Here is an 18601-nt window from a genome sequence, read left to right as displayed (position 1 = left end):
AGAAAAAACTTCTATTTGTAGAGTCTTTCCAGTCCACTCTGAATTTCGGTTACAGTATCATCAAGCGAGGCTTTGTTATTGAAGTACACACCCAGCTTATCGTTGATGAGCTTCATCATTTCGTTCCATTGCGGATTGAACGGTTCTGCATAGATCGTCGATTCACTGAACGCGGCCATGTTGATTTTTTTGCCGCCATATTCAGCATTCAGGAATTCATCACTGGACAGACCTGCTTTGGTTGCAGGAGCATCCTGACCGGCTTTGACCATTGGCATCTGTGCTTCCGGTGTGGTCAGTGCTTCAATGACTTTGAATGCTTCTTCCTTGTGTTTGGAAGCGTTGGTAATCGTTAAACCGTTAAAGAATGCGTTCGTTTCACCCCATACTGGAGAGATATCCCAGTTAATGCCTTCTACCTTGGCAAGTGAACCGATGTTCCAGAACCCGGTCGTTTCCATGGCGATCTTGCCTTGAGCGAACAGCGGATCAGCTCCGATATTCCCCATGTCGGCAATCTCTGTAGGCGTTGGTCCCGCACCATGTGTGAAAGTCAGGTCATTCATGAATTGTAATGCTTTACGCACAGGCTCTGTATTGAAGGTCGGTTTCCCACTCTCATCGAACAAAGAGCCACCGTTCTGGTAGATGAGTTGCATCCATTGCGGCCACCAGCTGCCAGGGTAGTAACCCCATTGAGTCGTTTTGCCATTCTCTTTCACCGTCAGCTTCTGAGCTGCTGCCATCAGATCGTCCTGCGTCCAATCTTTGGTTGGGTATTCCACCCCAGCCTTGTCGAACAGATCCTTGTTATAAAAGAGAACCATAGCACCTGCCCGATCCGGCAAACCAAATTGTTTGCCATCATACTTCATGAGGTTTGCAATATCATCGGAATAACGTTCCGACATGTTCACATTGTTCGCCTTAATCATGTCGTCCAACGGTATGATCTGATTCTTGGAGGCGTATGCCTGATAGTTCTCGGCGATCATCATGATGTCCGGTGCTGTTCCCCCGGCGATCATCGTTTGTACTTTCTGGTCATAATCCCCTGCAACCACGTTCAGCTTCACGTTAATATCGGGATACGTTTGTTTCACAATATCGAGTCGTTCCTGGTAAATTTTCTTCTCATCCTCCGAGCCCCAGATCGTCATGCTTAGATCAACCTTGCCACCGGACTCTCCGGAGGAACCACTTTTACTCCCGCTGCTGCAGGCTGTCAGACCCATTACCATAACCAGCATCAATAACGAAATGACCTTTAAACTTCTTCTCATACGTTACGCCCCCTTGAACTAATGAATGGATGACCACACTGAAACCCGTTTCATGAAATGGGTTTCATTAAGCTGAAACATAAAACCCGTTCCACTTTATGAAAGGGGTTTCATTCACGCACTCATTATATTTCACCCTTCGAGGAAATGTCAACGCTTTCTTTTCCAATTACAGGCCCCCTTATCTTGAAGCAGGTCCTGTACTTTGACGCACAATCAGCTCCGGTTGCAGAATGATCTGCTTCTTCGGTTTGCCTTGGTTAATCAGCTCATGCAGCACGTCCACAGCCTGTTTGCCCAACTGATATGTGTTCTGGGATACGGTTGTCAGTTCCGGTATAACGGCACTAGCGAGAGGTGTATCATCAAAACCTACAATGGATATATCTTTCGGAATCGAGAGCCCATGCTCAATCGTCGACTTGATCGCACCAATGGCCGTGTTGTCATTCACACATATGACCGCGGTGGGCGGATTGTCCCGATCCAGCAGCTTGGACATCTCCCGTTTGCCATCGTCGATGGAGAAACTCCCGAGCAGCTGCCGTTCTTTCGGTATTTCGAGCCCATGCTCCCGCAGTTTCTTCTGCACAGCTCTGACCTTGACCATGGTGGTGGACAATTCTTTCAGCCCGCCGACAAAGGCGATATCGCGATGCCCCAGTTCAAGCAAATGCTCAGCTACCAGAGCTGCCCCTGCCCCTTCATCCGTGTACACCCGGTGGAACCCGCCTTTGGCAATATTGCCATTGACCAGTACGATGGGCATACGTTTGCCCATATCAATCAATTCCTGCGCCATGTCATCCGGACAGACCTGCATGTTGATTCGCCCGCCGAGAAAAATAATCCCGTCTACCCGCTTCTCTCGCAGGATGGACAAATATTCAGATTCCCTGTTGTAGTCGCCTGCGGTATTACAGAGAAAGAATGTGTACCCTAATCCACGAGCCTCATTCTCCGCACCCCAGAACACTTCCGGGAAGAAGGGATTCGTAATGTCCGGCAGGATGATGGCGATGGTGCCCGTCTCTTTCTTGATCAGACTGCGCGCCTGCGCATTGGGCTGAAACTGGTGTTTTTCGATGATGGACATAATCTTCTCTCGGGTGCTTGCACGCACAGGTGCCGTATCATTCAGTACCCGGGAGACTGTCGCTACAGATACATTTGCTTCCTTGGCGATGTCGTATATGGTGATCGGTGTCATAGCGGAACCTTCCTTTTTCTCTAATTTTCCCTATTTTCCTTGCTTATCATACCAGATAAGGAATGCCGATGAAATGGGTTTCATTATTGGGCTGTGAAGACAGAGAGAGGAGCTTTACCAAGACACCATGAAAAAAGTAAGCCTCGCCTCCGTCAACCGTCACTTAACGTGTCAAAATAAACAGCTTGCTGTCGGCATTCACAATCTGTGTGCCATTGCTCAGCTCAACCAGCGACGTATCCCAATGGGTATGTCCGCTGAACACCACCGTCTCCGGCCCAGCCTCCATGGCCTGCCGGATGAGTGGTTCACCCATAAGCCCAAGCTCGGCGATGCCCGGGCTTTGATGCAAAAGCAGGCAATCCGGCTGCTGCTTCAGCAGCTTGCGTACGGATTGCAGGTACTGCTCTGCCGGCAGCCGGCCCGGCTTGTCCGGCCTGCCGATGATGCCGCCCAGGCCCGCGATGCGCAGCTGGCTGGGTTGGGCGGCACTTGGCGCAGGGCCACCCGTTGGGCGGCCAGCGTTGATCATTGCGGCTGGGCCATCCATGGCATGGATGCCCTCGACGCTGTGCAACCGATGAGCATCTGCCTCATCGGTGAGGTCGTGGTTGCCGTGCACGCCGGCAACCCAGCCGAAGGCTGCCCTGAAGGCGAGCCAAACGGGTACCGGATTGCCGCTGGCTCCCCTTTTTCCGCGCAGGGCATACATGTCTCCACACATCAAAACGCCTATACATTCCGGATCAAGCTCTGGCCATTCCACTTCCAGCAACAACCGGACGTAAGCAGGCAGGACTTCACCAAGAAGTTGATCCTCAAGGGCACCTCGCATAGGGTTGCTATCCACTTCGGCATTCGTTCCAACACTGTTGTACGTCTCCTCATTGGAAGCCGTCGCTCCGCCAGATGTGCCCTCTTCCCTCCGCTCCGCAGCAGGCACAACTCCTTGCAGATCCGAGGTCACAATGAGTGCATCTACTCCATCAGGAAGCTCCGAGACTGTGCCATGATAAATGGGGAGTTGGGCTTCAATCACCTCTCCTCCAGAGATGGTATTCAGATAGGCGAAGTGTTCAATCGGCTGATCGTCCAACGATACGACTCTCATGGGACATGCCTCCTTTTCCTTTATTTTACCTTCTAATCTGCATTCATGGTCCATATATTAAAATGTAAGCGAATTCAATGGAGATTAGAGGAGTGTGAACGACGTCATGATCATTCAAGTCAGTCCGCTGGCAGAAGCAAGACTTACTGAAAAGCTGGGAGATCGACCAGGCTATTTCAAATTGTTTTATGATACCGATGGATGCGGTTGTGACGGAATTGCGGTGCTTCTGATCTTAAACGAACCCGATAGCGATGATGTTATCATAGAAGCCGGTTCGCTTCCATTTGTCATCAACAAACAGCAACAGATATACTTCGAACCCTGTCTGCGTCTGCAATCTGAGCACAGCTTCCCTTCGTTCCGACTGAGCAGTGATTCCATGATCTACGGCAGTAATGTCAAAGTCCATGATCTACGAGATACCGCTGATATTGCCCCTCAGCCTACCGGATGGTTTGTACGATAAACGTTGAATTAGCACTATAATCAAAACCTCCCAATCCCGGATGTTCTGCGGGACGGGAGGTTTTTTTATCAATTGAAAAAGGGGCACTATTCTCGTAAACATTTCACTTTAGCTAAGTCTTTCTATCAGTTAAAATATTACTCAGATTACTTCACAAGAATTTCAATCGGCTCCATGGTTAATGCGATATCCGCGGTCATATCCACATAGAGATTTTGTTTCCCTTTTTTGGTTACCATGAATTTATCTTCTACCTCAATCACTTGACCTGACTTAAACTCAGTATAATACCCCACATCCGTATAACTGCGTTCCTCGTCACTACCGGAAAAGAAAAAACGAATGATTGGTCTTCCATGGGTAACTTCAACGGGTTTACTACCTGTATATTTCAAAGTTCCTTTTACTTTAATTGTGTCACCAGTACCTGTAACAGTTGTCGTTGTGACTTCGAGAACAAAATCAGATGTTTCTACACGTTCAGTAATCGTATCTTCATTTTTTACTTTTGATGAACACCCTGTAAATATTATGGATACTATTAACACCAACATTAAGACACTACTACTCATTTTATTAATTTCATATCACCTCTCGCATACTCTAACGAATGATGTATGGAAAGGGTTGCTCAATTAGAGCGTCTTAACCAATTTCTGAATCTTTGAGCGGGAAATTAAGTATATAGGACCCAAGGTTTCTATTTTTCCGTCTTTTACACGTATAGCGCTCTCCTGTTCTGGCGCATATACATCAATTTCTTCAGACAAGGGGAACAGGTAGCCTTGAAGAAACGTGGCGTAGTCGCGTTGAGAATGAGATTCGTAGGCAAAATGATCAAAGCCAATTCCTTCATAAATAGTACTTGTTTCCACTTCATCAATGTCATTCAAGCTTAACCATTTTGCTGCCATGTTTAACGCGCCGGCGCTGGCACCCATGATAATGGCATTGCTACTTTTGATAACATCCAATAATTCATATTCCGCCAAAAGCTCGTTTTGCAGAACAGGATATCCACCGCATAAAAGAATGACAGAAGCATTCTGAACGAATCGCCGGGCATCTTGCTTCTGCATGCGGTAGTCAATGAAATGATTTTCATCAAAAATAACATTAGCCTGTTTCAACCAAGTCCATTCAGTAACATCATCAAAGTTAATTTGCTCATCTGTGTAACCAGACGGGTCAGCACTAATCATCACAAGTGATTTTCTGTCTGTTATATCCTCATGCAACCATTTGACCAGCTTCTCTGGAAAAAAATCATTAAACCAACTGAAATAGCAGTGAATACTCAAACTTAATTACCTCCATATGTATCATTTAATTTTATCCATTCTTTGACTAAAATACATTATATTACAATAATCTAGAATCATAGTGTGCGAAGTATGTTTTCACGAAGCTGCCCCTTAGCTGAACAAAAGCAGCCGATCAGGTTGATCGACTACTTTCTGAGGTTTATTGACTGATATCATTAACACTTCAGTATCATTAGAAGCCGAAATGCCTTTCAACTTCCAATAACATCTGCTCTTTATTGGACTGAGATGTTCTCATAAACCATTTTAATTGATACTGCTCTGCTTGTTGCAGATAATGATTCGATGCTCTAACCACTGTGCTTAATGTTTCGTCCCGTGCACGTTGTGGATCTGATAAACCAGGAAACAAATCTTCCATGCCTCTCAAATGATCTCGATCCAAATAATCTGCTCGAATGAGGTCATCTTCTGCAAACATATAAACAACTCGGTTGGGATCCACAATCTCCCTTAGATAAGCAGGTTCCATAAAAGTATCTACTACGATCGGCTTCTCTTTCCCCATCTGTAACAAATCCAAGATGATAAACTCTACGCTTTCATCAAACACGGAATTTAACCAGTGACTTCTGTCATTCCCACGACCTAAAAAGAACCATTCCCAATCAATAAAATGTCGTAATATTGCGGGATGATCCTGCGGATTAGCCTTTTTTTGATAATCGAACGTGTGGTCATCTGAAGAATAATAATTCATATTCCATTTTGAAGAAAGTAACTTTGTCATCGTGCTTTTTCCGCCGCAAGGGCCTCCACATATCCAATAGACATGATCTAAATATTGTCTTAATAGTCGGTCTGAAATTTTCATTGTCTGAACATCTCCTAGTATAAGATTATTTTCTTATAAGGGAGAATGTCTCTTTTTGCTTGCACTAAATGTCCAAGTAGCTGGCATTTTTACACCGCCTTTCCTAGCTTCCTTTTATGACAAATTTATTCCTCTGATTTGCTTTTCACAAAATAATTACCGTGAGAAAAAATCTGTTTGGTATCGGCCGTTAAATGATCCAAGTTATCAACCGTTTCCTTCTCGGTAATGTAGGGGTCTTTCTCGGTTACCCTTTCAAATGTTCCAAAAGAAGTCGTTATGCCACTGACATTTTCTAAAGCACTATTTATTTCCTCTGCTGATAATTTTACTGATGGACCAAAATCTGAATAGTTTGGGTTATCCGCTGTAGCATCATCATAAAAATTACTCGCATAAATACTTAAAGCAGTCACTGCCGAAACAGTCATTATCGATGCCGTACTAACCAATAATTTTTTCATTGGATGTCACTCACTCCTCAATCTTTTCTATAGTATGCATTCTTATATCCATTGCCTTCTAGTTCAAGTGGGCCTATGTTCTAGTAGAAGACAGATACAACAACTAATGATCTGTATACTGCATAGCGTGAATCGGTGTACCTTTCGTGACTTCACCTGTCCATGTATTGATTTCTAGTGGCTCTACTAAAACCTTCCATCCATTTCCGCTTTTGAAAATTTTATATGGGAGTGGCGGTGACTGTTTATAGTCTTGTCCTGCATACTTTTGAACGACATAAAGTTGAACTTCATCCGTATTGATTTGTTTGCTTTCCACAATTTCATACCCTGTAGTTGGATTGGTCTTCAAGTCCTTTACATATCCTTCTTCACGACTCTTCTCATCCAAATAATTTGTATCTTTAGCATAGAACATCATCCCCTCTACATCCTTAGCAATGTAAGCATCAAAGTACTCAGTTGCGGCTTCCATCGGAGTTTGGGCTACGACTCTTTCTGCAGTCGTAGTCGATGCAACTAAAATAGAACCAGTAATAACACCAGCAAGTAAAAGCGATACTATTCTTTTCCCCGTCATGGATCGAGAACTCCTTTTTAGTGATAGAGTTGGTAATAGTGATCAAATTTTCTTTATATCTATTTAGTATAACGCATTGAATTATTGGAAAGTTTTTATATTTATGAGAAATTTGTTTGCATTGAATTTCCGAAGACTATCGACAGCATCCGATGATCACCGAATCAGGCAGCTGTTGATCCTCCTTATCTTATGTAACTTTACCTCATGCATTTTAATAGAAACACACCTAATCCACCTCAGCACTTTGTACAATCCGCTTAAAAATCCGATCTCTTTTAGCCTCTTTATCCAAACTCTTCTTTACGCCCACCTCACTTAATGTTAGATTTTATAACATACGATAATGAAAGCGAGTGGGTTAAAGATGGATCTGCAACAGTTATTGACTATCCCCATTCTATCCAAAGCAAAAGTGATTGCCGGACATCGCGGATTGGATCGTTTGGTGCAATCGATTAATATTATGGATGCCCCAGATATTGTACAATTCCTGAAACCCGGAGATATGCTGCTGACGAACGGCTATATTCTGAAAGACCGCCCCGATGCTCATCTTGGATTCATTACCGACATGCATGCAATTGGTTGTGCAGCGCTTGCGGTCAAGACACAGCGCTTCTCTCTTGAATTATCTCCGCAACTGTTTGAGACAGCCGACAGGCTGGGCTTGCCGATCATCGAACTGTCGGAGATCGATAATACACTTGGCGAAATATTCCAACAATCAATCAGCGCCATCCTTCAGAACAAAACCCATGAGCTCCACTACGCCTTATCTATTCACAATCAATTTTCAACGATGATTATGCAGGGAAAAGGTATACCAAACATCGTAGATACATTGTCTCAGTTGTTATCTTCACCTGTGCTTCTGCTTGGTTCGAAGAAGCAGATTACGGCAAGCTCCCATTATGCACAACAGATAGATGACCTTTCTCTCGCAGGGCCCTTACTGACTTTTATAGATGAGCATCCTCCCTTCCATACCGCAATCTCGCTCTGCCTGCTTACTACTGATAAATATCGACATGCCGAGCTTCATCCCATCTTCACGGATCGGCACGAGGGCTATTTGATCGCAAGATATGACAGTTCTGCAAGTTCTAGACTCTCCACTCTGGCACTGGAGCAAGCCGTCAATGTTATCGGGCTGGAATTAACCAAGAAGCAAGCCGTCAAGGAGCGCTCCCGCCGGTACAAAAATGAATATTTCTCCGATCTCATTCAGGGCTTCATTCGTTCGGAACAAGAAGCACTTCACCGCGGCAAGAAATATGGGCTGCAAGCCAAAGGGAGCTCTGTTCTCATCATTGCCAAAAAGGATGAATCCTTAGCGGGTATACCTAAGCAGAACGCTGCTCCCTCCGAAGAACGATTCATCTCGGAACGAGACGCCAATTACGAGTTGATTAAGCAGGAGTTCGCCAGACTGGATCTCTCCTTCGTCATGTTCACCAAGAACGACCAGTTCGGTATACTCGTCTTTTTGAACGAATCGTCATGGGAAGAACACACCGTTATTCAACAGCTTGAGCGGATCGCAAGCAGTCTGTATACGGAGTCGCAGCTCAGCTTATCCTTCGGAATAGGCAATCCCTACACGAATGTATTGGATATCGGACTCTCCTATAAGGAAGCAGTCAAGGCGCTCCAATCCGGCTATCAGATGCGAAAGACCCGCTTCGCTCATTCTTATCAAACCATGGATATAAGTCGCCTGCTGCGCATGATTCCTTACGATGAGATGATGCAATTCCACCATGAAACCTTTAAACCCTTCGATGGCCGAGATCCAAACGAACGCAGCGAACTGATGAAAACTTTGTCCTCCTTCTATGAGAATCATTGCCAGATCGTCGATACAGCCAAGGAGCTATTTGTACATCGCAATACAGTGATCTACAGACTGGAGAAATGCGAGAAACTGACCGGCAGAAACATTAAGGATCCGATGGAGAGTCTACGCTTCCGTCTCGCCTTTGCTCTGGAATCGCTGCTGAATGTTAATCGCCCCTAGCGAAGCTGATCATACGTCTTAAACGGAGAACGTGTCATATATAATGACACGTTCTTTTGTTTTTCTTTTCCCAAGTCATCTTCGTTTGTACATTTTAACTGATTTAATTCTATTTTTATGTTCAGTTTAACTAATGACAATTCGACAATCAGTCTATATGATTAGGGATATATTCAACAATGTTATATTAATTAACATCAAAATCCACATCAAGAAATAAACAAACATCAGGCTGTAGGAAAGGGGCTACCTATCATGGCTATCCAAATACAAGGCGTATCCAAATCATTTGTCAGTGCAACCGGAGAAGATATTCAGGTCTTGGCTGAAGTTTCGATGCAAATCAAGAAGCAGGAGTTCTTCAGTATCGTGGGACCGAGCGGATGTGGCAAGAGTACGATCTTCAATATTATCGCAGGTCTGCTTAAACCAACGAATGGCAAGGTTATCGTCTGTGGCGAAGAGATCGATCAGACCACCGGGCATGTCGGCTATATGATGCAGAAGGATCTGCTGCTCCCTTGGAGAAGCATCCTGGATAATGTCACGTTAGGCTTGGAAGTGAAGGGCATGTCCAAAAAGGATCGCGGCGATATTGCCATGGATTATCTGGATCGTTATGGCCTGGCTTCATTCGCAGAAGCCTATCCCTCCACATTGTCAGGCGGTATGCGCCAACGTGTAGCCCTCATACGTACCCTCGTTACCCAGCCCGATATTATATTATTGGATGAACCTTTCTCCGCACTTGATTATCAGACCAGACTCATTCTGGAAGATGAAATCTTGTCCATCCTGAAATCCGAGGGCAAGACAGGCGTACTTATCACACATGACATTGAGGAAGCCATCGCCATCTCCGATCGCATTGCTGTCATGAGCAAAAGACCAACGACCGTAAAACAGGTGTATGACATCGGTCTCGCCTCGCAATACGGTTCAGCACTGAAAGCCCGCTCCGACCAGAAGTTCAAACAGTATTTTGAATCGATCTGGGCAGAGCTTGATATCCAAATGGGGAGGATCAGCTAATGAAGAGCACATCACCTAAAATCGCCCTTGCCGGGCAGTCTGCTGGCGTTACGAAGAACAAGAGTAAACGTAGACAGTCCACCTTCTCCAAAGAATGGCTGATCACGATGCTGTGGCGATTCATTATTGTTGCAGTCATCCTGGTGATCTGGGAATCCGCCGTTCGATTGAAGCTCGTTAACGGATTCCTCATGGGATCACCAAGCGCCATTATGGATGCAGCCATTACCATGGCCAGCTCAGGGCAGCTGTTGACAGACGCTTTTGCAACGGTGAATGCCACCGTTATCGGCTTCGTAGCCGGAAGCTTAATCGGCTCATTGGCAGGACTGCTCATGTGGTATTCCAAGTCCGTTGCCCGTGTGCTCGATCCATTCATCGTAGCAATGAACGGTATTCCGAAGATTGCTCTCGCTCCCATGATTATCATCTGGTTCGGTTCAGGCATCTTCTCCAAGATTGCTCTCGCCTCTGTCGCAACGTTTATCGTGGCGCTATTATCCGCTTACCAAGCGACTCATCAGATCGACGAATCCCAGATTAATCTCATGAAATCCTTCGGTGCGAAGAAATCACAAATTTTCCGCAAAATTATCGTTCCTTCCTCTCTGCCATGGATTATCTCAGCCTTCCGAATCAATATCGGTTTGGCACTGGTGTCTGTTGTAGGCGGAGAATTCATCTCTTCTGACAAGGGACTCGGACACATGGTATTCGTCGAGGGCAACCTATTCAACCTTCCGGCCGTATGGGTTGGCGTGTTCATGCTGATGCTGGTCGCGATGCTCCTCTACACCTGTGTCGGTTATATCGAATCTCGTCTTCTTCCATGGAATGACAACAAAACCAGCAGCAAAACCACATCTGTCTAAGCTGACCCACAACGACCAACTTAACTACAACCATTAAAGGGGCCTGGTGACTTATGCGTACATTCAAAAAGATAGCTATTCTGGCAACGATGACGATGCTATTGACCACTCTGCTCAGTGCATGCGGAAGCAACGCCACAACACCTGCGAGTGGCGGAGGTACATCCAGTAATGAGGGGCAAGATGCTGCGAAGGTGGATAAAATCATGGTGTCCGAGGTGTATCACAACCTGCTCTACCTCCCGCTCTATGTAGCGAATAACCAAGGATTCCTAGAGGAGAATCGCATTGAACTGTCCTCCATCCGTGCTGCCGGAAGTGGACCAACAGCATTGTCTTCAGTCATTTCAGGCGAGTCTGCGTTCTCCTTCCACGGTCCGGAGCATGTCGCATTTGCTAATGCAAAGGGCGGGGATGCTCGCTCATTGGTCCTTCTATCGGGTAGTGCTCCAGTATGGGCGGTTGCGAGAGAAGGAGTGACGGTGAATTCGACAGCTGATTTCAAAGGTAAAACCATTGTTGTAGGTTTGGCACCCACAAGCTCCAACAGTTTACTGCGGAAGCTATTCGCTGACAATAACATCGACATCGATAAAGATGTGACGATCACCGAGGTTCAGAATGGCTCCGAGCTTGGTGCTGTATTAGCCGGCAAAGCGGACATTGCTATCGTATACGAACCCCAACTGGATCAAGGCGTCTCAGAGGGACTGCACATTGTCCATGATTTCACCAAGGATTACCCTGACTTCGCCTTTGCAACGCTGAATACAACTGCAAGTTTCATTGAAAAGAATCCTGATCTCACTCAGCGCTTCGTCACCTCTATTGAGCAAGCCCTGGACTACATTCAATCCAATCCTGAAGGCGCCAAAGCAGTCGCTGTGAAGGAATTCCCGAATCTGGACAAAAAAGTCGTGGAGCAAGCTGTGCAACGCATGATTGACAGCAAGGTGTATCCTGCTGAGGGGCTCATCAATGAATCCGCCTTTGAGACGGCAATGGGTATGCAGAGCTTCATCGGCAATCTGAAAGAAGACCTCGTTTACGAGGACATTATCAATTCAAGCTTCACCAAATAGAGAGAGAAAGGGTGATTACTCTGAAACAGGACGACTATCTCACACACCGCCATACCGAAAGTGCGAAATACGCGAACGGAGTTATTACGAGCGAGGAGCTTGCTTTATTTACTGCCGACTTGGAGCTGATTCGAGGTTTCAAGTTGCCCGAAGAAGTTGGCCCCAATCCTCCGCATAGGAGGGTGCCTCTGCGATGATTACCAAACCACTGAACGAGCTGACGATTGCTGAAGCCGCAACATTGATTAAAAACAAGACGATATCTCCTGTTGAGCTTACGAAATCGTACTTGAACCACATTGAAAAAGTAGAGCCTGCTGTGCAAGCCTTCGTTACGGTTACCGCCGAACAGGCTTTGCAGGTCGCAAGAGAGTCTGAGCGCAAGCTGATGAATGGCGAATATCTCGGCCCTCTGCATGGCATTCCATATGGAGCAAAAGACATTATCCATACCGCTGGCATACGCACCTCGGCCGGATCTAGTACCTATCCTGACTTCATACCAGAGACGAATGCTACTGTGATTAATAAGTTGCAGGCTGCCGGCGCTATCCTGCTCGGCAAGACAACAACGACGGAATATGCCTTCCAGGGAGGAGAGCCGCCAACACGCAACCCGTGGAATCTAGAACATACCCCAGGCGGTTCCAGTTCAGGCTCCGCCGCTGCTGTAGCGGCTGGCATGGCCTCCTTCACACTCGGAACGCAGACCTTCGGTTCTCTGCTCAGACCCGCCGCTTACAACGGATTAACCTGTATGAAGCCAACTTATGGCAGGGTTAGCCGTAACGGTGTCATCACAGCCAGTTGGAGCCTGGATCATATCGGAGCCTTCACTCGATCCGCACAAGATAACGCGATCGTTCTGGAAGCGATGGCGGGGCAAGATGAACTGGACTCCTTCACGCTTCCTTATGGCAAGCCAGATCTAACCAATAATCTTGAGCATCCTGTTTCAGGAATGGTGATCGGCCTGCCGAACAATTTCTTCCAGACCGATGAACCGGCGATCTTGTTAGCCGTAGAGTCGGCCATCGCTGTACTCGAGAAGCTGGGCGTGCAATGGAAAAAAGTTGACCTGCCTTCTTATATGGAAGAGACCATTGCTGCTCATCGTACGGTTATGCGAGCGGAAGCGGCTGCCTTCCATCGAGAACGCTTCGCAGAAGCCTCTGATCGTTACGGTCACACGATGCGTGAGCAGCTTGAGCTTGGTTTCCAGACGAGTGCCGTTGATTATTTGCAGGCCCAGCGCATCCGAACCATATTCCGCAACGAGATGATGATGCTGTTCGATGAAGTGGATGTATTACTGACTCCATCAACACCATATGTGGCCCCTTATGGCTACAAGACGGGCAGCCCGATTTTCAACGGACCATTTACCAATACAGGTCTACCATCCATTACCGTTCCCATCGGATTCGATACTTCCTCAGGGAAGCGACTACCTATCGGCATGCAGCTTGCCGGTCCACTCATGCGAGAAGACCGCTTGTTGTGCATCGCTCATCATTATCAGCAGGCAACACACTGGCATCAGTTAACAACAAACATACACACTCATTAGAGAGGAATGATAGCTGACTATGTCTACCATCATACATGCAAGTGCGGCACCCAAGTTTCCGCTTCCTTTCTCCCATGCCGTCCGCGCAGGAGATTTGGTTTACGTCGCTGGTCAAGTCGGTGTCGATCCCCAGACCCTTGAGCCTATTGGCGGTATTAAGGAGCAGACTGAGCAATGCATTCGTAATATTGAGGTGATCCTGCAAGAAGCCGGACTTACACTCGATCATATCGTGAAAGCAACCACTCATCTGGCCCGAGTGGAGGATCAGCCCGAATACAACGAAGTCTATGCGCGAATGATTAACCAGCCATATCCCGCCCGTATCACTGTATTCAGCGGGTTAGGTCCTTATTTGATTGAAATGGAAGTGTTGGCGTATGCACCTTCCGTTCGGGGAGAGTAGCTCATCACACACAAAAAAAGCATCTGTACCCTACGATAGGTACAGATGCTTACATTGTCGGAGAAACCCGGTTCTCTTATGAGAAACGGGTTTCTTTCGTATTCATTTAATTGTGCAAACTGAAGAAACTCTAAGCTGTGTCTCATAGACTAGCTATACTACTGGTCACAGGCTGCTATGCTACTTTATTTTGAAGCGGGATGATTCCTCGGCAAGTTGTTTGGTCAGTCCATCAATTCTCTGCACCATATCTGCCAAATGTTCTGTCATACCGGACTGCTCCTGCATCGTCGCTGTGACTTCTTCCACAGACGCGGACACTTCTTCACCGGAAGCGGACAGATTCTGTGCAGCTCCAATGACGTCATCCTTATCGCGTTCAATGGATTGGATCTCCGTGGCAATGGCCTGGACCTGGCTCATCATCTCATTCATATTCTCGGTGACAAAATTGAATGTTTCCTTGGTCTGGCTGACACTGCTCTTATGCTGTTCCGCAATCTCATCAATAGCCTGAACACTTCGGTTATTCTGTTCCACGTGATTAATTGTCTGCATTACAATTCGGTTGATATCCTCCGATTGCGCTGTCGTCTGCTCTGCCAGTTTGCGAATCTCGGAAGCAACCACGGCGAAGCCGCGCCCTTGCTCTCACCCGCTCTTGCAGCCTCAATGGAAGCATTCAACGCAAGTAATTTCGTCTGATTCGCAATTTCGGCAATCGTACCTATGATCTGGTGAATGCCCGAGGAGCTTTCAGCGAGTTGCACTGTAATTTTGGAGATGTTGCCAACTTCAATCTCGTTCTGTCCGTTCACCGCAATGAGCGCATCAATAACTTCATGATTATTTTTGAATGCATCCGTAATTTCATCTGCCTTGAGCATAACGGACTGCGACATCTCATTTACGTTCTCAATCTTGTTACCAACATTCATGAATTTGTCCACAATGGATTCGGTATCGTTCGCCTGGGACTCCATAGCTCGTGAAATATTAAATGCAGTTGTCGTTGTTTCGGCAATAGTGGTCGTGGTTTGCTGAGTGGACTTTTCCAGCTCGGATGTACTTGTTTTCAGGATGCCGATGGAATGGTTCATGCTGGAGATCAGTTGTTTGTTCCCCTCGGCCATGGTAATGAAGCTGCTTTGGAAGTAGATAACTGTAGGTCCAAGGCCGGTGTTGACGATTGGAAAATGTAGACTTTGGGTTAATACAAAATATGACATTAACATCGATTAATGTCTGTAATACATATCGTCCCCCGATTCTGACCATCGTATGGATCTCAAGACGAAGCTATAAGCTAACCATTACGTTCATGAACCTGGCTCTATTGTTTGGCATTGTGTTCTTTCAGAATTTCCTTGTCTTATTTCACATCTTTATGTTTCTCTGTCTGTTGCTCCACAAGCCCAGCAAGGTGTATCTTAAGCAGGAAGGTCCTTAGTGAGATGACAACCAGGAGAATCTGAGGTTATAGGTTCGAAGTAGAAGAGGAGTAGTGGTATGGTAAAAACAGCTTTACCCACACTTTTAAATGTCGTGCGCATTTTATTGAGTGTAAAATTGATCTACTTGATTGTGTCCTTTATCGTGTTCCTCATCGATTTTAACCAGAACATGGAGGCCTATCTTGCTTTCTCACGCAAAGGAGATGATCTGGCTTACGCCTCTGGCGTAATCGTGGGCAGAATGTTGTTTATGATTGGACCAAGCCTGCTCGCCGTTATATTCATCACCAAGAGAAAGTTCAAGCTCGCCGTGACATTTCTAAGTTTGGCGCTACTTGTTGCTATTCCCAATGAAAGTAACCTGTTTATCCTGATTCATCTCTTCGCCCTGCTCATCGTGCTCTTGCACCGTCCAAGCAAGTTGTATCTGAAACGGATGTATACTGGTAGCAATGATGAAGCGGTTGAACAATCTTAAAGTGCTCGCAAGATATGATCTGGAGTAAACTGTGGACCGCACATGAAATGATGTAAAATAAAAACAAAGACGTTCCTTAGTATTACAGGAACGTCCTTGTTTAGTGTCTAACTATACATCGTAAATGTAATGAAATTCGAAATTACAGTGCGGCTTGGTAGATTTGTACTACATCTTCACGCTGCAATTTGTTGAAGAATCCGAACGGACCGAATCGCATCGCTTTATCAGCCATCACATCAATCTGGCTATCGTCGATATCATAATCAGCCAGACGGCTAGGTGCACCAATTGAAGTCCAGAAATGGCGCAGCGCTTCAATGCCTTCTTCAGCCACTTGTTTGTCTGACTTTCCAGCAGGGTTGATATCAAAGACATTAACGGCCAGACGTTTGAATCGCTCTACATCCACATCCAGATTATGCTTCATCCAGTGCGGGAACAGAATTGCAAGGCCTCCCCCATGTGGAATGTCATAGACAGCCGACACGGCATGTTCAATATTGTGAGATGCCCAGTCCCCGGCAAGACCCATATTCAGGACATCGTTCAGTGCCATTGTTCCGCAGTATAGGATGGTTTCGCGCAGTTCATAGTTTTCCGGATCTTTGATCAGGCGAGGGGCCGTATCGATGACCGTACGAAGAATCGTCTCACAGAATCCAAGCTGAACCGGGGTATTTGCATCCAGATGGAAATAATGTTCAAACACATGCGACATCATGTCCACCATACCGTATACGGTCTGATCCAGAGGTACGTTGTATGTGTATACCGGATCAAGAATCGAGAACGCCGGGAAAGAATACTCGCTGAACCATGCCCATTTCTCCTGCGTGTCCTGATTCGTAATCACTGAACCATTGTTCATCTCCGAACCTGTCGCTGCCATTGTCAGAATGGTACCCAGTGGAAGTCCGCCTTGCGGAGTTGCTTCGCGCACCACAACATCCCACATGTCTCCATCGTATTTTGCCCCTACTGCAATGGCTTTAGCGCAATCAAGCACACTGCCGCCGCCAACCGCAAGAACCAAATCAATGTTATGTGTTCTACATAATGCTACACCCTTGTGAACGGTAGACAGACGTGGGTTCGGTTCTACACCGGACAGTTCCGTAACCTCTGCTCCGATTTCATTCAACTGGCTGATCACCTGATCGTACAGCCCGCTGCGTTTGATGCTTCCACCACCATATACAAGCAAAATACGTTTTCCGTACTTTGGAACTTCGGTCTGTAGTGCTTGAAGTTGCCCTTTGCCAAAAATCAGCCGGGTCGGATTATAAAATTGAAAAGATCTCATTACGTATGTTCCTCCAAAGAAGTCTGAAATTTTGTGCATCCATCATTATAGTTCTCTTTATTCGTAAAAACAAATACATACAAGAAGGAGTCCGAGATGAGTATGGAGTCTATCACATTACAACAATTGATAAAACAAACTATTAATCAGTATGTATCCTCGGATATTCACATTCGAAGTATCAAAAGTAACCCTGTCGGTGCGGGATCTCAAGCCGTTGAATTGCTTCGACATCATATTGAATTCCTTGTAAATGGAGTGAACAGGGATATTTCTCTCGTGACAAAGAAAGCCACGTTCATTGAACGCTCTGCCTTGTCCAGATTATTTTTTCAGGGAGCCAATGTACCCTATAGTTTATCAAATGAATCTCATACTCAAGATCGAAGCTTGATCTGCATTCAGGATGTGGACTACCAAACCGATTATAGTCATCTGGATATGGACCTGCTTCAGCGTAAAGAATTACGAGCACTGGCTTACATACACGGAACGAACATGGGATCAAAAAAAGAACTGCCCTGGATATCTAATGTGGATCGATCTCATATCATCGAAATGATGGAGAACCGTTGGAGACCTTCGTGGAAAAACGCTATAGAAAGTCCTTCATTCATTAAGGAATTCGGATCACCGCTCATTTCGGAAATTGAAGCTGTAGCAAGAAACATCGTAGATGATCTTGAAATTCTCATTAAGGACAGTCACACACATACGTTAATTCATAATGATCTGAATCCTGGCAACGTATTAGTACACAATAATGAAGATGTATATTTTATCGATTGGGAGGAAGCAAGGTATGGCTCCCTGTTCTTTGATATCCCTCTGCGCTGTACACAGCTGAAACAAGTTGAAATCTATCGGGAGGCGCTAAGCTCTCACGGATGCGATATTCCACAACATCAATTCGAAAAGTACTTCTCCCTGGCATCCCGATATCTCGGCATCCGTTATATGAGTTGGAACCTTGCGGTATGGGAACAGTACCCACATTCAAAAGATGACTTAAAAAAGTATATGAACATGGTGACTCAACCTCTGTTCTCCTGATCCCTCAGTCCACATTAGATGTAGACAAATTCAATGTTTCTCTGCACAAAAAAGCTCCTGCCAGCAAAATGA

The 18601-nt window shown here is 45.9% G+C and carries 20 protein-coding genes and 1 pseudogene; 10 read left to right on the top strand and 11 right to left on the bottom strand.

The features are described 5' to 3' along the window. Positions 1 to 11: 11 nt before the first annotated feature. The 3 genes from ACTHPG_RS15160 to ACTHPG_RS15150 form a co-directional block, all read right to left on the bottom strand. Complete coding sequence (locus ACTHPG_RS15160; RefSeq protein ID WP_215076322.1) at positions 12 to 1283, bottom strand: ABC transporter substrate-binding protein; 1272 nt, start codon at positions 1281 to 1283, stop codon at positions 12 to 14. A gap of 181 nt (positions 1284 to 1464) precedes the next feature. Further along, entirely contained in the window at positions 1465 to 2493 is a 1029-nt protein-coding gene (locus tag ACTHPG_RS15155; protein ID WP_440390424.1) for a LacI family DNA-binding transcriptional regulator, read from the bottom strand. A 163-nt stretch (positions 2494 to 2656) separates the two neighbouring features. After that, positions 2657 to 3658, bottom strand: a complete 1002-nt coding sequence (locus tag ACTHPG_RS15150) for a metallophosphoesterase family protein (RefSeq protein WP_440390423.1) — start codon at positions 3656 to 3658, stop codon at positions 2657 to 2659. 40 nt (positions 3659 to 3698) lie between these two features. Here ACTHPG_RS15150 and ACTHPG_RS15145 point away from each other — a divergent pair, with 40 nt between their 5' ends. Continuing rightward, complete coding sequence (locus tag ACTHPG_RS15145) at positions 3699 to 4073, top strand: iron-sulfur cluster biosynthesis family protein (protein WP_440390422.1); 375 nt, start codon at positions 3699 to 3701, stop codon at positions 4071 to 4073. 146 nt (positions 4074 to 4219) lie between these two features. Here the strand turns inward: ACTHPG_RS15145 and ACTHPG_RS15140 are convergent, their stop codons facing one another. From ACTHPG_RS15140 to ACTHPG_RS15120, 5 genes are all read right to left on the bottom strand, one after another. Beyond that, positions 4220 to 4645 (bottom strand): hypothetical protein, encoded by a 426-nt coding sequence (locus ACTHPG_RS15140; RefSeq protein ID WP_440390421.1) that lies wholly within the window; start codon positions 4643 to 4645, stop codon positions 4220 to 4222. 63 nt (positions 4646 to 4708) lie between these two features. Next, positions 4709 to 5374, bottom strand: a complete 666-nt coding sequence (locus ACTHPG_RS15135; protein WP_440390420.1) for a cyanophycinase — start codon at positions 5372 to 5374, stop codon at positions 4709 to 4711. A 196-nt stretch (positions 5375 to 5570) separates the two neighbouring features. Next, the gene (locus ACTHPG_RS15130) at positions 5571 to 6212 is read right to left on the bottom strand and encodes a hypothetical protein (RefSeq protein ID WP_440390419.1); all 642 of its coding nucleotides are present in this window, start codon (positions 6210 to 6212) and stop codon (positions 5571 to 5573) included. 125 nt (positions 6213 to 6337) lie between these two features. Continuing rightward, the gene (locus tag ACTHPG_RS15125; protein WP_440390418.1) at positions 6338 to 6676 is read right to left on the bottom strand and encodes a hypothetical protein; all 339 of its coding nucleotides are present in this window, start codon (positions 6674 to 6676) and stop codon (positions 6338 to 6340) included. 103 nt (positions 6677 to 6779) lie between these two features. Then, positions 6780 to 7256, bottom strand: coding sequence for a hypothetical protein (locus ACTHPG_RS15120; protein WP_440390417.1), 477 nt, complete (start codon positions 7254 to 7256; stop codon positions 6780 to 6782). Between the two features lie 367 nt (positions 7257 to 7623). Between ACTHPG_RS15120 and ACTHPG_RS15115 the strand changes: the two genes are divergently transcribed. The 7 genes from ACTHPG_RS15115 to ACTHPG_RS15085 all read left to right on the top strand — a co-directional run bounded on the left by ACTHPG_RS15115 (position 7624) and on the right by ACTHPG_RS15085 (position 14238). Further along, positions 7624 to 9276: a PucR family transcriptional regulator gene (locus ACTHPG_RS15115; RefSeq protein ID WP_440390416.1), complete on the top strand. Its 1653-nt coding sequence runs from the start codon at positions 7624 to 7626 to the stop codon at positions 9274 to 9276. Positions 9277 to 9531: 255 nt separating this feature from the next. After that, entirely contained in the window at positions 9532 to 10308 is a 777-nt protein-coding gene (locus ACTHPG_RS15110; protein WP_145323717.1) for an ABC transporter ATP-binding protein, read from the top strand. Then, positions 10308 to 11180, top strand: coding sequence for an ABC transporter permease (locus tag ACTHPG_RS15105; protein WP_440390415.1), 873 nt, complete (start codon positions 10308 to 10310; stop codon positions 11178 to 11180). The genes ACTHPG_RS15110 and ACTHPG_RS15105 overlap by 1 nt, the downstream gene beginning before the upstream one ends. Positions 11181 to 11233: 53 nt before the next feature. Continuing rightward, complete coding sequence (locus ACTHPG_RS15100) at positions 11234 to 12262, top strand: ABC transporter substrate-binding protein (RefSeq protein ID WP_440390414.1); 1029 nt, start codon at positions 11234 to 11236, stop codon at positions 12260 to 12262. A gap of 11 nt (positions 12263 to 12273) precedes the next feature. Then, positions 12274 to 12459: a hypothetical protein gene (locus ACTHPG_RS15095; protein ID WP_440390413.1), complete on the top strand. Its 186-nt coding sequence runs from the start codon at positions 12274 to 12276 to the stop codon at positions 12457 to 12459. Beyond that, positions 12456 to 13832, top strand: a complete 1377-nt coding sequence (locus tag ACTHPG_RS15090; RefSeq protein WP_440390412.1) for an amidase — start codon at positions 12456 to 12458, stop codon at positions 13830 to 13832. Before ACTHPG_RS15095 ends, ACTHPG_RS15090 begins: the two co-directional genes overlap by 4 nt. Before the next feature lie 19 nt (positions 13833 to 13851). Beyond that, positions 13852 to 14238 (top strand): RidA family protein, encoded by a 387-nt coding sequence (locus tag ACTHPG_RS15085; protein ID WP_440390411.1) that lies wholly within the window; start codon positions 13852 to 13854, stop codon positions 14236 to 14238. A gap of 180 nt (positions 14239 to 14418) precedes the next feature. Here ACTHPG_RS15085 and ACTHPG_RS15080 read toward each other — a convergent pair. Together ACTHPG_RS15080 and ACTHPG_RS15075 are read right to left on the bottom strand one after the other, a co-directional pair. After that, a pseudogene (locus ACTHPG_RS15080) lies at positions 14419 to 14829 on the bottom strand (methyl-accepting chemotaxis protein); the annotation flags it as partial. Next, positions 14796 to 15125 (bottom strand): methyl-accepting chemotaxis protein, encoded by a 330-nt coding sequence (locus ACTHPG_RS15075; RefSeq protein WP_440390819.1) that lies wholly within the window; start codon positions 15123 to 15125, stop codon positions 14796 to 14798. The pseudogene ACTHPG_RS15080 and the gene ACTHPG_RS15075, both read right to left, overlap by 34 nt. A gap of 622 nt (positions 15126 to 15747) precedes the next feature. On the opposite strand from ACTHPG_RS15075, the gene ACTHPG_RS15070 reads away from it, so the two are divergent. Continuing rightward, a complete protein-coding gene (locus tag ACTHPG_RS15070) occupies positions 15748 to 16170 on the top strand; it encodes a hypothetical protein (RefSeq protein ID WP_440390410.1) in 423 nt (140 codons plus the stop codon). A 142-nt stretch (positions 16171 to 16312) separates the two neighbouring features. Here the strand turns inward: ACTHPG_RS15070 and ACTHPG_RS15065 are convergent, their stop codons facing one another. Beyond that, positions 16313 to 17476, bottom strand: a complete 1164-nt coding sequence (locus tag ACTHPG_RS15065) for an iron-containing alcohol dehydrogenase (RefSeq protein WP_440390409.1) — start codon at positions 17474 to 17476, stop codon at positions 16313 to 16315. Positions 17477 to 17572: 96 nt separating this feature from the next. On the opposite strand from ACTHPG_RS15065, the gene ACTHPG_RS15060 reads away from it, so the two are divergent. Next, positions 17573 to 18529, top strand: coding sequence for a phosphotransferase family protein (locus ACTHPG_RS15060; protein WP_440390408.1), 957 nt, complete (start codon positions 17573 to 17575; stop codon positions 18527 to 18529). The last annotated feature ends 72 nt before the right edge of the window (positions 18530 to 18601 follow it).

Source organism: Paenibacillus sp. SAF-068, from assembly GCF_051967555.1.
In the GTDB taxonomy this organism is placed as follows: domain Bacteria; phylum Bacillota; class Bacilli; order Paenibacillales; family Paenibacillaceae; genus Paenibacillus.
The sequence above is the reverse complement of the archived record's forward strand: the minus strand, read 5'-3'. Positions and strand labels throughout refer to the sequence as shown.